Annotated in this window: 14 protein-coding genes; 5 read left to right on the plus strand and 9 right to left on the minus strand. The window is 71.7% G+C overall.

Features of this window, described 5'->3' with window-relative positions; all coding sequences use genetic code 11:
* Positions 1-185: 185 nt before the first annotated feature.
* Complete coding sequence (locus tag J2X68_RS32155) at positions 186-1145, plus strand: intradiol ring-cleavage dioxygenase (protein ID WP_310436127.1); 960 nt, start codon at positions 186-188, stop codon at positions 1143-1145.
* A 180-nt stretch (positions 1146-1325) separates the two neighbouring features.
* Complete coding sequence (locus tag J2X68_RS32160) at positions 1326-1886, plus strand: hypothetical protein (protein WP_310436128.1); 561 nt, start codon at positions 1326-1328, stop codon at positions 1884-1886.
* A 210-nt stretch (positions 1887-2096) separates the two neighbouring features.
* Here J2X68_RS32160 and J2X68_RS32165 read toward each other — a convergent pair whose 3' ends face one another.
* The 4 genes from J2X68_RS32165 to J2X68_RS32180 form a co-directional block, all read right to left on the minus strand.
* Positions 2097-2888 carry an ABC transporter permease gene (locus J2X68_RS32165; protein WP_310436129.1) on the minus strand — a complete coding sequence of 264 codons (792 nt, stop codon included), beginning with the start codon at positions 2886-2888 and terminating at the stop codon, positions 2097-2099.
* Positions 2885-3886 carry an ATP-binding cassette domain-containing protein gene (locus J2X68_RS32170; protein ID WP_310436130.1) on the minus strand — a complete coding sequence of 334 codons (1002 nt, stop codon included), beginning with the start codon at positions 3884-3886 and terminating at the stop codon, positions 2885-2887. The genes J2X68_RS32165 and J2X68_RS32170 overlap by 4 nt, the downstream gene beginning before the upstream one ends.
* 60 nt (positions 3887-3946) lie before the next feature.
* Entirely contained in the window at positions 3947-4795 is an 849-nt protein-coding gene (locus J2X68_RS32175; RefSeq protein WP_310436131.1) for a DUF4097 family beta strand repeat-containing protein, read from the minus strand.
* Positions 4796-4967: 172 nt separating this feature from the next.
* On the minus strand, positions 4968-5483 hold the full coding sequence (locus tag J2X68_RS32180) for a toxin-antitoxin system HicB family antitoxin (protein ID WP_310436132.1): 516 nt from the start codon (positions 5481-5483) through the stop codon (positions 4968-4970).
* Positions 5484-5978: 495 nt separating this feature from the next.
* Between J2X68_RS32180 and J2X68_RS32185 the strand changes: the two genes are divergently transcribed.
* Positions 5979-7013 (plus strand): dioxygenase, encoded by a 1035-nt coding sequence (locus J2X68_RS32185; RefSeq protein ID WP_310436133.1) that lies wholly within the window; start codon positions 5979-5981, stop codon positions 7011-7013.
* A gap of 36 nt (positions 7014-7049) precedes the next feature.
* Here the strand turns inward: J2X68_RS32185 and J2X68_RS32190 are convergent, their stop codons facing one another.
* Both J2X68_RS32190 and J2X68_RS32195 read right to left on the minus strand, forming a co-directional pair.
* The gene (locus tag J2X68_RS32190; RefSeq protein ID WP_310436222.1) at positions 7050-7727 is read right to left on the minus strand and encodes a nucleotidyl transferase AbiEii/AbiGii toxin family protein; all 678 of its coding nucleotides are present in this window, start codon (positions 7725-7727) and stop codon (positions 7050-7052) included.
* 226 nt (positions 7728-7953) lie between these two features.
* Entirely contained in the window at positions 7954-8319 is a 366-nt protein-coding gene (locus J2X68_RS32195) for a PH domain-containing protein (protein WP_310436134.1), read from the minus strand.
* A 231-nt stretch (positions 8320-8550) separates the two neighbouring features.
* Here J2X68_RS32195 and J2X68_RS32200 point away from each other — a divergent pair, with 231 nt between their 5' ends.
* Positions 8551-9894, plus strand: coding sequence for a polysaccharide lyase family 1 protein (locus tag J2X68_RS32200; RefSeq protein WP_310436135.1), 1344 nt, complete (start codon positions 8551-8553; stop codon positions 9892-9894).
* Between the two features lie 192 nt (positions 9895-10086).
* Here the strand turns inward: J2X68_RS32200 and J2X68_RS32205 are convergent, their stop codons facing one another.
* From J2X68_RS32205 to J2X68_RS32215, 3 genes are all read right to left on the minus strand, one after another.
* The gene (locus J2X68_RS32205) at positions 10087-10578 is read right to left on the minus strand and encodes a hypothetical protein (protein WP_310436136.1); all 492 of its coding nucleotides are present in this window, start codon (positions 10576-10578) and stop codon (positions 10087-10089) included.
* Positions 10579-10717: 139 nt separating this feature from the next.
* Complete coding sequence (gene metG / locus J2X68_RS32210) at positions 10718-12334, minus strand: methionine--tRNA ligase (RefSeq protein WP_310436137.1); 1617 nt, start codon at positions 12332-12334, stop codon at positions 10718-10720.
* Between the two features lie 83 nt (positions 12335-12417).
* Entirely contained in the window at positions 12418-14490 is a 2073-nt protein-coding gene (locus J2X68_RS32215; RefSeq protein ID WP_310436138.1) for a VWA domain-containing protein, read from the minus strand.
* A 266-nt stretch (positions 14491-14756) separates the two neighbouring features.
* Here J2X68_RS32215 and J2X68_RS32220 point away from each other — a divergent pair, with 266 nt between their 5' ends.
* Positions 14757-16868, plus strand: a complete 2112-nt coding sequence (locus tag J2X68_RS32220) for a PhoX family protein (protein ID WP_310436139.1) — start codon at positions 14757-14759, stop codon at positions 16866-16868.
* The last annotated feature ends 2 nt before the right edge of the window (positions 16869-16870 follow it).

The raw sequence follows: 16870 nt of genomic DNA on the forward strand, positions 1-16870 counted from the left end.
CCGCCCCCGGGCGGCCCCCCCCCCCCCCCACACGCCGGGGGGGGCGCCGCACCCCGCCCCCCGCGGGCGCACCCCCGCTTTGGCCCCCCCACCCCCCGGGGGCCCCGCCCCACTTCCGGTTTCCCCGGTAACTGACAGCCCTTCCTTATGCTCCTGACAGGTTTCGCCCCTAGCGTCCCGGCCTCATGACGGAGCCTCAGAAATCACACAGCGAACAGGACTTATCGCGTCGTAAGGTCGTGGCCGTGGCCGCGGGCGGCATCGCCGCGGCGGGCCTGGGCGGCACCGCCTTCGCGGCGAGCGCCGCCGACGGGCGCGGCGGACCGGCGCGCGCCGACGCCGACGGGGAGGTCTGTTACCGCCTGACCTCGGAGACGGTCGAGGGCCCCTACTACATCGACGCCGACAAGATCCGCCGTGACGTCACGGAGGACCGGGCGGGCATCCCGCTCCTCCTCGGCCTGAAGGTGATCGACTCGGAGACGTGCAGACCGGTCCGGGACGCGGCCGTCGACATCTGGCACTGCGACGCGGCGGGCGTGTACTCGGGTTACGAGGACCAGGGCAACGGCGGCGGTGGCGGCGGTCCCGCCCCCACCGGCGAGCCCCCGACGGGAGCGCCCACCGGGGCGCCCCCGGGAGGCGGGCACGCGGAGCCCACGGACGACAGCCGGTACCTGCGGGGCACCTGGCGGACGGACCGGCACGGTCAGGTGACCTTCCGGACGGTCTTCCCGGGCTGGTACCGGGGCCGGTGCGTCCACATCCACGTCAAGGTGCATGTGGACGGCGAGTGGACGGACGCCGGTTACGAGGGCGGGCACACCTGCCACACCGGCCAGTTCTTCTTCGACGAGGAGTCCGTGCTCGCCTCGGCGGTGGTCGAGCCGTACGCGAGCAACACCGCCGAGCGCACCACCCTCACCGAGGACACGATCTACGACCAGAGCGGCGCCCAGGGCGGTCTGCTGAAGCTGCGCTACGACAAGCGGGACATCGCGCGGGGCGTCCACGGGTCGCTCACGGTCGGCGTGGACCCGGAGGCGACCGAGGACGGCCAGGGCTCGCCGCCGCAGCCGAGCACGTCGGCGTCGGCGTCCGGTTCCGGTTCGGCGACGGCTTCGCCCACGGCCTCCGACAGCTGACGGACTCCGCGAGGGCCACGCCCCCCGACCCGTATACCGGGAGGCGTGGCCCTCTTCGTGCGCGCCGCTCCTGGACACCTCACCGGAGCCGCACAGGGTGTCCGAGGGGGGAGCACAGCGGCACGTCGTCTCATGGGGTTACGCCGGCACGGGCCGACGAGGCGAGGGAGGAAGCCACCCATGGGATCCACGGGATTCGTGATCACGCTGTCGGTGCTGCTGATCGCCGGCGCGGTGGCCGGGGTGGCGGCCCGGCACCGCGCGGGTCGCACCCGGCGTCCGTCCGGTCGGCCGGGACGCCCGGGCCGGTTCGGCGGTCCCGGCAGGACCGGTCGGTCCGGTGCGGCGGGCCCCTCCGGACTGTCCGACCTGGATGCGGAGGTGGAGGCGAACCACTGGCTGATCCGGCTGGGCGGCGGCCTCGTGCCGCCGGACGTGCGGGCCTGGGCGGGTGCGGAGGAAGCGGCGGGCCGGGCGCTGACCGGCGCGGCGGAGTGCCATCGCGCGGCGCGGGACCGGCTGTCCGTGGCCCGTACGGTGCGGGAGTACGAGGAGGTCACGCGGGTGGCGAAGGAAGGGTTGGAGCATCTCCGGGCGGCGCGTGCGGCGCTGGGGCAGCCGGCTTCGGTCCCGCGTGCGGCCGTGCCGGGGCGACCGTCCGGGGCCGGGGGCGTGCCCGTCCTCCCCGGTGCGGTCCGCGTCCCTGCGGTCGGCGGCGCCTGCGCGGTCACCTCGCGCTGAGGGGCCTTCGCCGTGTCCCGCCGCGCCCTCCGCCGGCGGTGCCGCGCGTGAACGGCTGCGGGGCGGCGCACGCCGACGTGGTGTCGAGTGCGCCGCCCCGCGGCGGGACGAGCCGGGGAAGCGGGCCGGGTGAGCCGCCGACCGGTCCGGTCCTGCCGCCCTTCCGTCTTCCTGCCGCCCCTGCCTCTTGCCGTCCTGCTTCCTGCCGTCCTACTTCGCGTCGCGGTCGAACAGCGACCTGGACCAGAAGTAGCCGAGGACGGCGAGGCCGAGGCACCAGGCGACGGCCAGCCAGCCGTTGTGGCCGATCTCGCTGCCGAGCAGCAGTCCGCGCAGGGTCTCGATGGCCGGGGTGAAGGGCTGGTACTCGGCGATCGGCTGGAACCAGCCCGGCATGGAGTCGACGGGCACGAAGGCGCTGGAGATGAGCGGCAGGAAGATCAGCGGCATGGCGTTGTTGCCGGCCGCCTCGGCGTTCGGGCTGGACAGGCCCATGCCGACGGCGATCCAGGTGAGGGCGGTGGCGAAGAGCACGAGCAGTCCGAAGGCCGCGAGCCACTCCAGGGCCGTGGCGTCGGTGGACCGGAACCCGATGGCCACCCCGACGGCCCCGGCGAGGGCCACGCTCATCACGCACTGGATCACGCTGCCGGCGACGTGTCCGAAGAGCACCGAGCCGCGGTGGATCGCCATGGTCCGGAACCGGGCGATGATCCCCTCGTTCATGTCCATGGAGACGGAGACCGCGGTGCCGATCGTGGTGGAGCCGATGGTCATCAGCAGCAGCCCCGGCACGAGGTAGGCGATGTACGCGGACCGGTCCGCCCCGCCGTCCCCGATGCCGGCGCTCATCGCGTCGCCGAAGACGTAGACGAAGAGCAGCAGCAGCATCACCGGCGTCAGCAGCAGGTTCAGGGTCATCGACGGATAGCGCCGGGCGTGCAGGAGGTTGCGGCGCAGCATCGTGGACGAGTCGCGCACGGCGAGGGAGAGGGAACTCATCGGACGTTCTCCTTGGGCTGGGCGGGGAGGGTGGTGTCGCCGGTGAGGGCGAAGAAGACGTCGTCGAGGTCGGGGGTGTGCACGGTCAGTTCGTCGGCCTCGATGCCGGCGGTGTCCAGCCGGTCGAGGACCGAGCGCAGGTCGCGCTGGCTGCCGTCGCTGGGGATCTGCAGCGCGAGGGCCTCGTCGTCGTGGGCGGCGCCGGGCAGTGCGGAGGCGGCGCCGCGGTAGGCGGCCGGGTCGGTGAACCGGAGCCGGACGTGCCCGCCGGGGATGAGCCGCTTGAGTTCCTCGGCGCTGCCCTCGGCGGCGATCCTGCCGTCGTTCAGGACGGCGATACGGTCGGCGAGTTCGTCGGCCTCCTCCAGGTACTGGGTGGTGAGGAAGACGCTCACGCCGTCGGAGACCAGCTCGCGGATGATCTGCCACATGGTGTGCCGCGAGCGCGGGTCGAGACCGGTGGTCGGCTCGTCGAGGAAGATGATCCGCGGGCCGCCGACCAGCGTCATGGCGATGTCCAGGCGGCGTTTCATGCCGCCGGAGTAGGTGGAGGCGGGCTTCTTCGCGGCCTCGACCAGGTCGAAGCGCTCCAGCAGCCCGGCCACGACCCGGCGCCCCTCGGCCCGGGACAGGTGGTGCAGGTCGGCCATCAGCAGCAGGTTCTCCTCGCCGGTGATCAGCCCGTCCACGGCGGAGAACTGACCCGTGACACCGATCGCCGCACGCACCGCCTGCGGATCGCCGGCGAGATCGTGGCCCGCGACCTGGGCCTGTCCGCCGTCGGCGGTGAGGAGCGTGGACAGGATCTTGACGACGGTGGTCTTCCCGGCGCCGTTCGGCCCGAGCAGCGCGAACACGGACCCGGCCGGGATGCGCAGATCGATGCCGTCGAGGACGGTCTTGTCGCCGAAGGACTTGCGCAGGCCGAGGGCGGAGACGGCGATCGGCGACGGGTGACCGTGCCGCAGAGTGGGCGTGGGCATGACAGGAGAAGGCATGGGGCCCTCCGTTCGAAGGCTGGAGTGGGTGGGGGGCGGGGCAGGCCGGGAAGGCGGTGCTCAGGCCTTGGTGCGGCGGACGTGGATGTTGCCGAACCGGGTGCGGGCGCGGATCTTCACGGTGTCCTCGGTCTTCTCCGGGGACTCGGAGGCGGTGAGCGTGTTGCGTACCTGGCCGGAGTCGGAGCTGACGTCGAGCCAGGCGGCGGTGCCCTCGCGGATGCCGACCTCGATGGAGCCGTAGGAGGTCTCCAACTGGGCGGTGCCGCGGACCACTTCGCTCACCCTCAGGGTGCCGTGGGCGGTGGTGGCGGTGACCGAGTCCTCGGCGCGCGTGATGTCGATGTCACCGTTGGCGCCGCTGACGCGCAGTTCGCCGGTCACGGCGCCGACGGTCGTGCTGCCGTGCGAGTTCTTCAGCACGGCGGGGCCGTCGACGAAGCCGACGCGCATGCTGCCGGAGCTGGAGGTGATCTCGGCGGGGCCCTCGACGCGGTCCACCGTGATGGTGCCGTGCGACGCGGTCAGCTCCAGCGGGCCCGTGGTGTCGAGGCGCACGTCGCCGGCCGAGTTCTTCACGCGGACCTCGCCGAGCCGGCCCTCGCCGATCACCTCGGCCCAGGCGCCGGTCGTGTCGATGCGTGAGCCCGCGGGCAGGTCGACGGTGACGTCCACGGTGCCGGTGCGGCCGAGGCCGAACAGCGTGGGCTTGGGTGTCCTGATGGTCAGCACACCGCTCGCGTACGTGACCTCCGTCTGGGCCGCCGCCCGGGTGTCCAGGTCCTTCTCCGCGTCGCGGGGCCGCACCTCGACGACGGTGTCGGGGCGGTCGCTCGCGGTGAACTGGAGCGAACCGGCGTCCACGCGGGCGGTGACCGAGATCGGTTCGGGGGTCTCGAAAGAAGGCATGGCTGTCCCGTCCTCTTGGGTCTTCAGGGTGTCCCCGCTGGTGGGGGCATGGTCTGGGTGAGGTGGTGCGGGTGCGGGTGCGGTGCTGTGGTCCTGGGGTCCTGGGGTCCTGGGGTCCTGGGGTGCAGGGGTGCAGGGGTGCAGGGGTGCTGTGGAGCGGGTGGGAGCGGGGTCAGCGCACCCAGCCCGTGAAGCTCTGTCCGAGGGTCTGGGTCTTCTCCGTGGTGCGCGGCGGCCGGGTGCCGCCGTCGACCGCGGCCGACACGGCGCGCACGAGCCACGCGTTGACCGACAGACCCTCGCGGGCCGCGGCTTCCTCGGCGCGGGCCTTGAGGTGGGCCGGCAGGCGCAGGTTGACGCGGGCGGTGCCGCCCTCGTCGCCCTCGGCCGGGGCCTTGAAAGGTTCGGCCGGAGCGACCGGCTCCGTGAGGGCGCCGCTGTCGCCGGGCGGGAGGGACACCACGAAGTGGGGGTCGAGCCCGCGCAGCCGTACGTCGACCGAGCCGGGGGCGAGATCGCGGGTGATCTCGTCCGTGGCGGCGGAGAGCACGTGGAGCATGGTCAGCCTGGTCGCCGACTCCAGGGGGGCGGTGAGCCTCTCCGCCAGCTCGCGGGCTTCGTCACCGCCGGCTTCGGCGGCCACCGCGAGTTCGCGGCGGAGGGTGTCGACATACGGGGTGAGGTCCATGACGCCATCATGGCACCACGATGGCACCATGCGCAAGCCGCGAGGTGCCACTTGTGTGGTGTCGCCTTGATGCACTCCTCTGACCTGCGGAAATGGGGTGACATCACAGCGGACGGCCGTGGTGCCATGCGTGTTCTGGCGCAACGGATGGCGCCGAGTGGCGCCTAGTGGCACCGAGTGGCGCCGGATGGTGTCAGATGGCACCTCGTGGCACCTCGTGCGGGAGCGGCGCCGGGGATGCCGGGTGATGCCAGGTGGTCTGGCGGTGGTGGCGGCGGCGATGGCGGTGGGGGTGCGGCGGCGCCGCGGTGCGTCGCCGCACGGCTCGGCGCGCGCGTATGTGTCACCGGAGAGTGTGAGTAAGGTAAGGCTCACCGATCCCTCTATCACAAGCAGGCCGAATACAGACCCCTGTACCGGCGCATTTTGCCTGTCCGTGGAATTCCACAGGCCGTTCCCACGCCCCTGACAGCCCCGCCTCCTACCTTCGCGGCCATGACGGGAAACTCAGGAAACACAGACAACACAGCCGGTGCCGAGTTCGACGGGCAAGGTCCTCGGCACAAGCGTGATCTGACCCGCCGCAAGGTGGTCGTCGCCGGTGCGGGCGCGGCCGTCGCCGTCGGGGCGGGCGGCGCGCTCGCCGCCGGCGCCTTCGCCGGGGAGAAGAGCGGGAACAAGACGGCGGCCGCCGCCTCCGCGAGTGCCGGAGAGGTCTGCTACAAGCTCACCTCCGAGACCACCGAAGGCCCGTACTACATCGACGCGGACAAGATCCGCCAGGACATCACCGAGGACAAGGAGGGCATCCCGCTCACCCTCGCCCTCAAGGTGATCGACTCCGAGACCTGCAAGCCGATCGCGAACGCCGCCGTCGACGTCTGGCACTGCGACGCCCTCGGCATCTACTCCGGTTACGAGAGCCTGTCCACCGGTGGCGGCGGCGCGCCGACCGACGCGCCCTCCGGCACCCCGACCGGTACGCCGACCGACGTGCCGACCGGTACCCCGACCGGCGAGCCGCCGGCCGGTGGCGGCGGTGGCGGCGGGCACTCGGAGCCCACGGACGACGAGCGCTACCTGCGGGGCACCTGGAAGACCGACCGGCAGGGACGCGTCACCTTCAAGACGATCTTCCCGGGCTGGTACCGCGGCCGCACGGTCCACATCCACACCAAGGTGCACGTCAACGGCGAGTGGACCGACGCCGGTTACGAGGGTGGCAACACCTGCCACACCGGCCAGTTCTTCTTCGACGAGGAGTCCGTGCTCGCCTCGGCCGAGGTGGACCCCTACTCCACCAGCACCACCGAGCGCACCACGCTCACCGAGGACACGATCTACGACCAGAGCGGCACCCCGGGCGGCCTGCTCAAGCTGAAGTACAACAAGAAGAACATCGCCAAGGGCGTCGTGGCGTCGATCACGATGGGCGTCGAACCCGACGCCACCCACGAGGGCACCGACGACGCGGTCCAGCCGGGCGCGTCCGCGACGGCGTCGGCCGAGACGTCGGCTTCCGCCGGCTGACGCGGCAGGGGTGTCCCCGGCATCCGTGGCCTCCGGTCACTCGTCCGGTGACGCCCCCTCCTCCAGCAGCCGCTCCGCGATGTCCGTCGACCAGCTCTGCGCCCAGGCGCGCAGATCCGTGAGCTGGTCCTCGGTCAGGCCGTACGCCGTGAACGCGGAGTCCGGGTAGTGGTCCGTGCCCGTCAGCCGGGTCTGGAGGGTGGGCAGGTCGAAGTCGTCCCGGGCATGGCGGCGGGCCAGTTCCTCCAGTTCGGGATGGGTGAAGCGGGACGACGCCGCCCGCGCGTCGATCAGGTCGACGGCCAGACCGCGGTCGTAGAGCGCCCGGATCTTCGTGCCCACCGCGTCCGGAAGAGCGAGCGCCGGACCGTACGGGGTCGGGACGGGCGGGCTCCAGAAGGTCTCCTTGTGCAGGGCCAACCGGAGGACCGTGTCCGTGGTGGGGTCCGGCACGGCCAGGTGCGCGGACAGCGGGTCCGTGTCCCGGACCGTCACCCCGTGGCCGCGCCGGGAGCCGAGCGCCGCGCCCAGCTCCTCGGCCAGCCGGGGCATCGGCTGCGCGCTCTCGGTCGCCAAGTCCACGTTCGCGTGCGGCCGTTGGAGCAGCTCGTGCGCCTGGAGCGCGTAGCCGCCGGCCAGGGCCCAGGGGGCGCCGGAGGCGGCCGCGTCGAAGACCTCGGCGAGGAGCCGGAGGTGGGGTTCGAGAAGGTCCACCGGGTAGTCGTACCAGGTGCGGTGACCGTCGTGCGGGTCCGGCGGGCGCGGCGGCGCCACCGGCGACACGCGCTCCCGCCCTCCGCCGCCTCCGGCCCCGGACCACCCGACCCCTCCTGTGCCCGCCGGGCGGGACCGGGTGCTGCCGGGCGGGACCGGGCTCTGTCGGGCGGGGCCGGCCGAGAGCGCCGTGCCGACACGGCCGCGGGCTGCCGTCGGACGAGCGCTACTTCGCCACGTACTGCGTGAGGATCGCCTGCACCTCGTAGATGTCCACACCCTTGGTGAACGTCTTCTGGATCGGCACGGACGAGCCGGACACCCAGATCTTCAGCTCGGCGTCCAGGTCGAAGGTGCCGGCGGTCTCCACCGCGAAGTGCGTGATGCTGCGGTACGGAATGGAGTGGTACTCCGTCTTCTTGCCGGTGATCCCCTGCTTGTCGACGAGGATCAGCCGGCGGTCCGTGAACAGGATGGTGTCCCGGATCAGCAGGAAGGCGGCCTGGACCTGCTCGCCCTGGCCCAGCAGACGGGCGTATTCCTGCTGTGCCTGCGCCGGGTCGATCGGGTGCGCGTTGCCGAAGAGTGCCATACGGATTCCCCCAGTTGACGATGGCGTCGAGCCCTGTGCGGTGATCCCTCCCCGGAGGGAGGATTTCGTCCCCGATCCGCACCTTAAGGCGGTGGTGGGGCCATCGTGAAGGAGTTCGATCGAGTGGCGGAGGCGGCTCCGGGAAAAAAAAGATCTTTCGGCACGGCAACTCTTCGCGCCGCGGCGACCACTGACAGGACGTAAGCCCGCTCCTCCCCGTAAGGATCCCCCGTGGCAGCTCCCTCCCACCGCCGGTCCCTCCGCTCGCGCCGCGTCCTCGTCGTCTCCGCCGCCGCCGTGGCCGCGGCCGTCGGCGCCGGTGTCGTCGTGATGAACGCGAACGCCGGGACCGTCGACCTGTACCACCAGACGCTCACCGCGAAGGACGGCTGGGCCTCCTCCGGCACGGGCACCACCGGTGGTGCCGAGGCGGACGCCGCGCACACCTTCACCGTCTCCACCCGCGCCCAGCTGGTGAAGGCGCTGGGTTCCGCCTCCGACACCACGCCGCGGATCATCAAGGTCAAGGGCACGATCGACGCCAACACCGACGACGCGGGCAAGAAGCTGACCTGCGCCGACTACGCGTCGGGCACCGGCTACTCGCTCGCGGCGTACCTGAAGGCGTACGACCCCTCCTCCTACGGCACCTCGAAGCTGCCCTCCGGGACCCAGGAGAAGGCGCGCGCCGCCGCGCAGACCAAGCAGGCGAAGAACATCGTCTTCAAGGTCCCCGCCAACACCAGCGTCGTGGGCGTGCCGGGCACCGGCGCCGGGATCTCCGGCGGCATGCTCCAGATCCAGAACGTCGACAACGTCGTCGTGCGCAACCTGACCTTCGCCGCCACCGAGGACTGCTTCCCGCAGTGGGACCCGACCGACGGCGACGACGGCAACTGGAACTCCAACTACGACTCCGTCACCCTGCGCGGCGCGACCCACGTGTGGGCCGACCACAACACGTTCACCGACGCGCCCCACCTGGACAGCGCCAACCCGCAGTACTTCGGCCGCGAGTACCAGATCCACGACGGCGCCCTGGACATCACCAAGAGCTCGGACCTGGTGACCGTCTCGCGCAACCAGTTCACCAACCACGACAAGACGATGCTGATCGGCAGCAGCGACAGCGAGCCCGGCGGCAAGCTGCGGGTGTCGATCCACCACAACATCTGGAAGGGCATCGTCCAGCGCGCCCCGCTGGCCCGGGTCGGCCAGGTGCACATCTACAACAACTACTACGACGTCACGACCCTCAACGGCTACGCGACGCAGTACAGCATCAACAGCCGCGCCAAGGCCCAGGTCGTCGCCGAGAACAACTACTGGAAGGTCCCGACCGGCGGAAAGGTCGCCAAGCTCCTCAGCGGCGACGGAACCGGCGCGGTCAAGGGCTCGGGCAACCTCGTCAACGGCACCGTCACCGACCTCGTCGCCGCGTACAACGCCGCCTCGTCCAAGGACCTGAAGACCACGGTCAACTGGACTCCGGCCCTCACCTCGGGCCTCGAGACGTCGGCGAAGAACCTGCCCACGACCCTGGGAACGACCACGGGCGCGAGCGTCCTGAAGTAACACCCCCTGACACGCGAGGGCCGGGTGACCACGAGCCCCCGGCCCTCGCGTCCCCAGCGGTGCCGTGCGAGCCGCGTGACGTGGTGTCGCCGAGGCCGGACCGGACCCGCGTCGGCAGTCGTGTCGTCGCCGCCCCCACCCCGCTGACCGAGGGCCCGTACGGCGGACACGACCGGACGGGGCTGCACCGGCTCAGGTGTCGTACGTGCCGTCCCACGGCTCGGCGAAGGCCAGGCGGTCCGGGTACAGCTCCGCCCAGGTCTCGGTGGCGCCGTCCTCGTCCTTGTCCTCGCGGATCACCAGGCCGAACAGCACGCCCTCGTGGGTGAGCCGGAAGGGGCGGACCGCGATGTCCGTGTAGGAGCGGCGGGGCAGGCTGCGCAGCAGGGTGGCCAGGCGGACGCGGGCCCTGGTGAGGACCGAGTCGTCGCCGTGCGGGTCGCGCTGCTGCTCGGCCCAGGTGCCGGCACACCAGATGTCCGAGTCGCGGTAATTGCCGTCCGCGTCGAAGGTGTGCAGCACGGTGTAGAGGCGTTTGTGCTCTTCCCAGCCGTCGTCGAGACGGAACCCTTCGGGGAAGGCGTACGTGACCGACGCGAGGAACTGGCCGTCCGCGTACCGTCCGATGGACTCGGTGCGGTGCCTCGGCTCGTACGCGATCGGGATGACGTGGGGAACTGCCATGGCGGAAACCATACGGCTTGGCGGGAACATGCCCGAGCCGGGGGAACCTCTTCGACCGCTCGGCCGCCCCGTCCGGCCGGGTCCGGGAAACCGCTCGTTCCCGGACCCGTGACGGAGCCGCCGACGGGTGGCCGACGCGCTACGCGGTCGGCTTCTCCTCCAGGCGCGGGAAGAGGACCGCGCCCTTGGTGACCGTCGTGCCGGCCGGGAGGATGCCCCAGGTGCCGGCCTCCTGCACCCGCTGGTCGGCGAGGGCGCCCAGGACCGCCTCGGCGCCCAGCGAGTCCCACAGCTTCTGGGAGGTGTCCGGCATGACCGGGTTCAGCAGCACGGCGACGGCGCGCAGGGACTCCGCGGCGGTGTACAGGATGGTCGCCAGACGGGCCCGGCCCTCGGCCGAGTCGTCCTTGGCGACCTTCCACGGCTCCTGCTCCGTGATGTAGCCGTTGACCTGCTTGACGAAGTCGAAGACGGCCAGGATGCCGCCCTGGAAGTCCAGCTCCTCGCCGATCTTCCGGTCGGCCACCGCGACCGCGGTCGCCAGGCCCTCGTGCAGCGCCTTCTCGGCCTCGCTGTCGGCGCCGGCCGCGGGCAGGACGCCGCCGAAGTACTTGCCGACCATCGCGGCCACCCGGGAGGCGAGGTTGCCGTAGTCGTTCGCCAGCTCGCTCGTGTAGCGGGCGGAGAAGTCCTCCCACGAGAACGAGCCGTCCTGGCCGAAGGCGATGGCGCGCAGGAAGTACCAGCGGTACGCGTCCACGCCGAAGTGCGAGGTCAGGTCCTGCGGCTTGATGCCGGTCAGGTTCGACTTCGACATCTTCTCGCCGCCGACCATCAGCCAGCCGTTCGCGGCGATCTTCCCGGGCAGCGGGAGGCCCTGCGCCATCAGCATCGCGGGCCAGATCACCGCGTGGAAGCGGAGGATGTCCTTGCCGACCAGGTGGACGTCGGCCGGGAAGGTGGCCTCGAACTTCTCCTGGTTCTCGTTGTAACCGACCGCCGTGGCGTAGTTCAGCAGCGCGTCGACCCACACGTAGATCACGTGCTTCTGGTCCCACGGGATCGGGATGCCCCAGTCGAAGGTGGAGCGCGAGATGGAGAGGTCCTGGAGGCCCTGCCGGACGAAGTTCACGACCTCGTTGCGCGCGGACTCGGGCTGGATGAAGCCCGGGTTCTCCTCGTAGAGGGCGAGGAGCTTGTCGCCGTACGCGCTCAGCTTGAAGAAGTAGTTCTCCTCGCTGAGGATCTCCACCGGCTTCTTGTGGATCGGGCACAGCTTCTGACCTGCGAACTCACCCTCGCCGTCGAGCAGCTCGCCCGGGAGCTTGTACTCCTCGCAGCCGACGCAGTACGGGCCTTCGTAGCCGCCCTTGTAGATCTCGCCCTTGTCGAACAGGTCCTGCACGAACTCCTGGACGCGGTCGGTGTGCCGCTTCTGCGTGGTGCGGATGAAGTCGTCGTTCGCGATCTCCAGGTGCTCCCAGAGGGGGCGCCAGGCCTCGTCGACGAGCTTGTCGGCCCACTGCTGCGGGCTGACGCCGTTCGCCTCCGCGGTACGCATGATCTTCTGACCGTGCTCGTCCGTGCCGGTGAGGTACCACACCTTCTCGCCGCGCTGGCGGTGCCAGCGGGTGAGCACGTCGCCTGCGACGGTCGTATAGGCGTGGCCCAGGTGAGGAGCGTCGTTGACGTAGTAAATGGGGGTGGAGACGTAGAACGCCTTGCCACCCTGCTTCTCGGTTCCAGTGGCCGCCATGCCCGAAATCCTACTGGGCCCGCGAAGATCCACTCACATGCGTTTCGGGGGGTGGACGTGTCGCTCCACCCCCCGATCGGGGCCTACGGGCGCCAGCCGGCCAGTACGCCCTCGTAGAGCTCGGCGTCCGTCAGCTCGCGCGGGGCCGGGCCCGCGTGGAAGAAGGACGTGTTGGGGGTCTTCAGCTTGCGCAGGTAGTCGAAGGCCTTGTTGTCGTGCTCGCCGAACGCGACGAAGGAGAAGAAGACGCCGGGGTGGCTCTTCGCCGCCTCCGTGAGGGACTGGGTGGCCGGGGTCTTCGCGTCCGGGGCGCCGTCCGTCTGGAAGACCACCAGGGCGGGGGCGCCGGCGGCTTCCTTCTCGTGGTGGGCGAGGACGGCTTCGACGGCCGCGTGGTAGCTGGTGCGGCCCATGCGGCCGAGCCCTGCGTGCAGGTCGTCGATCTTGTTCTCGTGGTCGGCGAGGGTCAGCTCGCCGGTGCCGTCCAGTTCCGTGGAGAAGAAGACGACGTGGACCTTGGCCTCGGGGTCCAGGTGGGTGGCGAGGGCGAGGGTCTGCTCGGCGAGGGCCTGGGCGGAGCCGTCCTTGTAGTACGGGCGCATGCTCGCGGAGCGGTCCAGCACGAGGTAGAGCTTCCCGCGGGTGCCGGTGAGGCCGGCCGCCTCCAGGGCGGCGGCGGCCGCGTCGTGGGCGGTGGCGAGGCCGGCGGGGAGAGGCGTCGCGGACCCTGCGGGCTCTGCGGCCCCCGCGGGTGCCTCGGCCGTGGCCTTGTCCTCGTCCTCGGATGCGCCTTCCGCGGTCGCGGCCACGGCGGGCTCGGCGACGGCGACCGGCTCGGCCTCGGCCTCGGTCCCGGCCTCGGCTCCGCTTTCGGCCGAGTCGTTCCCACCCGCACCGTCCGTGCGGCTTTCGTCGTCGGCCGCGACTGGCCCCTGCGGGGCGTCCTCACCGCCGGCGGCCGCGGGCTCGGCCCCGGGAGCGGCCGCGGTGGCCGCGACCTGCTCGGGCTCCGCCTCCGGGGTCGTCTCGGCGGCCGTGTCCGCCGCGGACTCGTCCACGACGGGCTCCGCCACCGGCTCCGGGTCGGCCGCGGTCGGCTCCTCGGCGGGGGCACTGACCTCGGCGTCGGTCTCGGCTGCGGCCTCGGCGTCAGCCTCGGTCTCGTTCTCGGCCTCGGCGGTCGGTTCTTCCGCGACCGGCTCGGCCTCGGCCTGGGCGTCGGCCTCGTCCTTGGTTTCGGTGGTCGGTTCTTCCGCGACCGGCTCCGCCTCGGCCTCCGCGACCGGCTCCGCCTCGGCCTCCGCGACCGGCTCCGCCTCCGGCTCGGCCGTGGACTCCTCGGCCGTCTCGGTGGTCGGCGTGGGCTCCTCGGCCTCGGCCGTCGGCTCGTCCGCCTCGGCCTTCGCCGGTGCCTCGGCCTGCGGCTGCACCGATGTCTCGGTCTTCGCCTCGGCCTCGGCGGCCTCCGCCGTGGCCTCGGACACCTCGGCCTGGGCTCTCGTCGCGGTCTCGGCCTTCGCCGCGGCCTCGACCGGCTCCGCCTCGGCCGCAGTCTCCGCGGCGGGCTCCACCGGCTCACCCTCAGCCTCAGCCTCCGTCGCCCCGGCCTCCGCCTCGACCGGCTCCGCCTCGGCCGTCGTCTCGTCCGCGTCAGCCTTGGCGGGCGCCTCGGCAGCCGTCTCGGCCGCCTCGGTCTCCGTCCTCGCCTCAGCCTCGGCGGGGGCCTCGGCCTCGACCGGCTCGGCCTCGGCGAGCGTCTCAGGCTCGGCCTTCGGCTCTGCCTCCGCGAGCGGCTCGGCCCGCTCCGGGGGCGGTGCGGGGAGGTCCTCCGTCGACTGGGTCGGCTTGGGGACCGAGACGTTGTCGAAGGCCGCCGAGACGAGGTCGTGCTCGTCCTGGGATGCCGGGCGGGGTTCCGGGACCTGGGCCGTGGGGGTGGCCCTCGGGGTGGGTTCGGGGGAGGGGGAAGGGACCGTCGGTTCGGGCGCCGGGGTCGGCGCGGACGCCGACGTGGGGGCAGCCCCGGTCGACTCGTGGTCCCGCTCCTCGGAGGCGGTCTGTTCCTGCGAAGGAACCTGTTCCGCACCCTCTGCCTCGGCGGCCCGCTCTTTGCGTGACCGTCCGAACGCGTTCCGCAGGAGAGTGAGAATGCCCATGTGCGCAACCCTTCGCGTGAGTTGAAGCCCGTCAATCCCTGGCCAGGACGGACACGTAAGGTTAACGGCCGCGGATGGTGATCTTGGGCAGGGGTGAGTGTAAGGAATCCAGGTGTGTCAATACCGCCTCGGCACCCCCTCCGCGCAAGTCCAACACCCTTGTGGCTGCCCCGGATTCACTCTCCGTTCATCCCACGGCAGCGCCTCCGCACATACGTGCCCCTAACGTCACGAGCACACCAAGGGCACGCAAGGGGAGATTAAAGGTGCGCAAGCTTCTGCCGCTGATCGGAACGCCGTCCCAGTCCCATCCCGGCGGACGCTCCGCCATGACCTGCCGCTTCCGGTGCGGCGACGCCTGCTTCCACGAGGTGCCCAACACCAGCGACAACGCCTACGTCGGCGAGGTCATCGCGGGAGCGATCGGCCGCCGCGCGATGGTGCGCGCCGCCGCGGTCGTCACCGTCGCGGCCGCCGCCGGCGCCGCGGGGGTGGCCGGCGCACTGCCCGCCGCGGCCGCGCCCGGCGACATATCCGGAAACGGCTCCGGGAATTCCGGGGGCGGGAATTCCGCGAATTCCGGGAAACCGGGCGGCAAGGCCGCACGCGGGCTGCGCTACAGCTCCGTCGCTCCCAACACCGCCGACGCCGTCACCGTTCCGGACGGGTACGGACAGAACGTGGTCATCCGCTGGGGCGAGCCGATCCTGCGCGGCGCTCCCGCCTTCGATCCGGACAAGCAGACCGCCGCCGCCCAGGCCGGACAGTTCGGTTACAACAACGACTTCCTGGCGTTGCTGCCCATTCCGGGCGAGTGCGACCGGCAGCTGCTCGTCGCCAACCACGAGTACACCGACGAAGTGCTCATGTTCCGTGGCTACGATCCCGCCAACCCGACCCGGCAGCAGGTCGAGGTCGCCTGGGCGGCGCACGGGCTCGGCGTGGTCGTCGTGCAGGAGGACCGCAGGACCGGCAAGCTGACCGCGGTGCCCCGCCATCACCTCAACCGGCGCGTCACGGCCACCACCGAGTTCCGGCTCACCGGGCCCGCCGCCGGCTCCCACCTGCTGAAGACCACCGCCGACCCGACCGGCACGAAGGTGCTCGGCACGCTCAACAACTGCTCCGGCGGCACCACCCCGTGGGGCACCACGCTGCACGGCGAGGAGAACTTCAACCAGTACTTCGCCAACAGCGGCCGCGCCACCGACAAGCGGTACGGGATCGGGACCGGCGCGACCGAGCGCAAGTGGGAGCGGTTCGACAAGCGCTTCGACGTCGCCCAGGAGCCGAACGAGGTGCACCGCTTCGGGTACGTCGTCGAGCTCGACCCGTACGACCCGGCCTCCACGCCCCGCAAGCACACCGCCCTCGGCCGGTTCAAGCACGAGGCGGCGACCGTGCGGCTGACCGAGGACGGGCGGCCGGTCGTCTACTCCGGGGACGACGAGCGGTTCGACTACTTCTACAAGTTCGTCGGCAGCAAGCGTATGAAGAAGGGGTCGAGCCGGGCCGTCCGCGAGCACAACCTGTCGCTGCTCGACGAGGGCACGCTCTACGTCGCCAGGCTCACCGGCGACTCCCCCGCGATCGAGATCGACGGCACCGGCAAGCTGCCCGCCGACGGGGAGTTCGACGGGAGCGGCGAGTGGATCCCGCTCGCCACCGCCACCGCCCGGGGCTCCGTGTCCCACGTCGAGGGGATGAGCGCCGAGGAGGTCTTCGTCTTCACCCGTCTCGCCGGTGACAAGGTCGGCGCGACGAAGATGGACCGCCCCGAGGACATCCAGCCCTCGCCCGTCACGGGCAAGGTGTACGTCGCCCTCACCAACAACACCAACCGCGGTGTCGGCGCGAACGCCAAGGCCGACGAGGCCAACCCGCGCAACGCCAACAAGCACGGGCACATCCTGGAGCTGACCGAGCGGCTGGGCCGTCCCGAGAGCACCGCGTTCGCCTGGTCGCTGTTCCTCGTCGCCGGTGACCCCGACGACCCGGCGACCTACTTCGCGGGCTTCCCGAAGGACGACGTCAGCCCCATCTCCTGCCCGGACAACGTGGCCTTCGACCCCTACGGCAACCTGTGGATCTCCACCGACGGCAGCCAGCTCGGCTCGCACGACGGGCTGTTCGGCGTGGCGACGCGCGGGGCGCGGCGCGGTGAGCTGAAGCAGTTCCTGACGGTGCCGACGGGCGCGGAGACCTGCGGTCCGATCGTCCAGGAGCGGCGGGTGCTCGTCGCCGTGCAGCACCCGGGCGAGGTCGACGGCGCGACGGTGGAGACGCCGGCGAGCACCTGGCCGGACGGCGCCGGGAAGATCGTCCGCCCGGCGGTCGTGGCCGTGTGGCGCAAGGACGGCGGGGACATCGGCGTCTAGTC

It is taken from the genome of Streptomyces sp. 3330 (assembly GCF_031456635.1).
GTDB lineage: Bacteria > Actinomycetota > Actinomycetes > Streptomycetales > Streptomycetaceae > Streptomyces.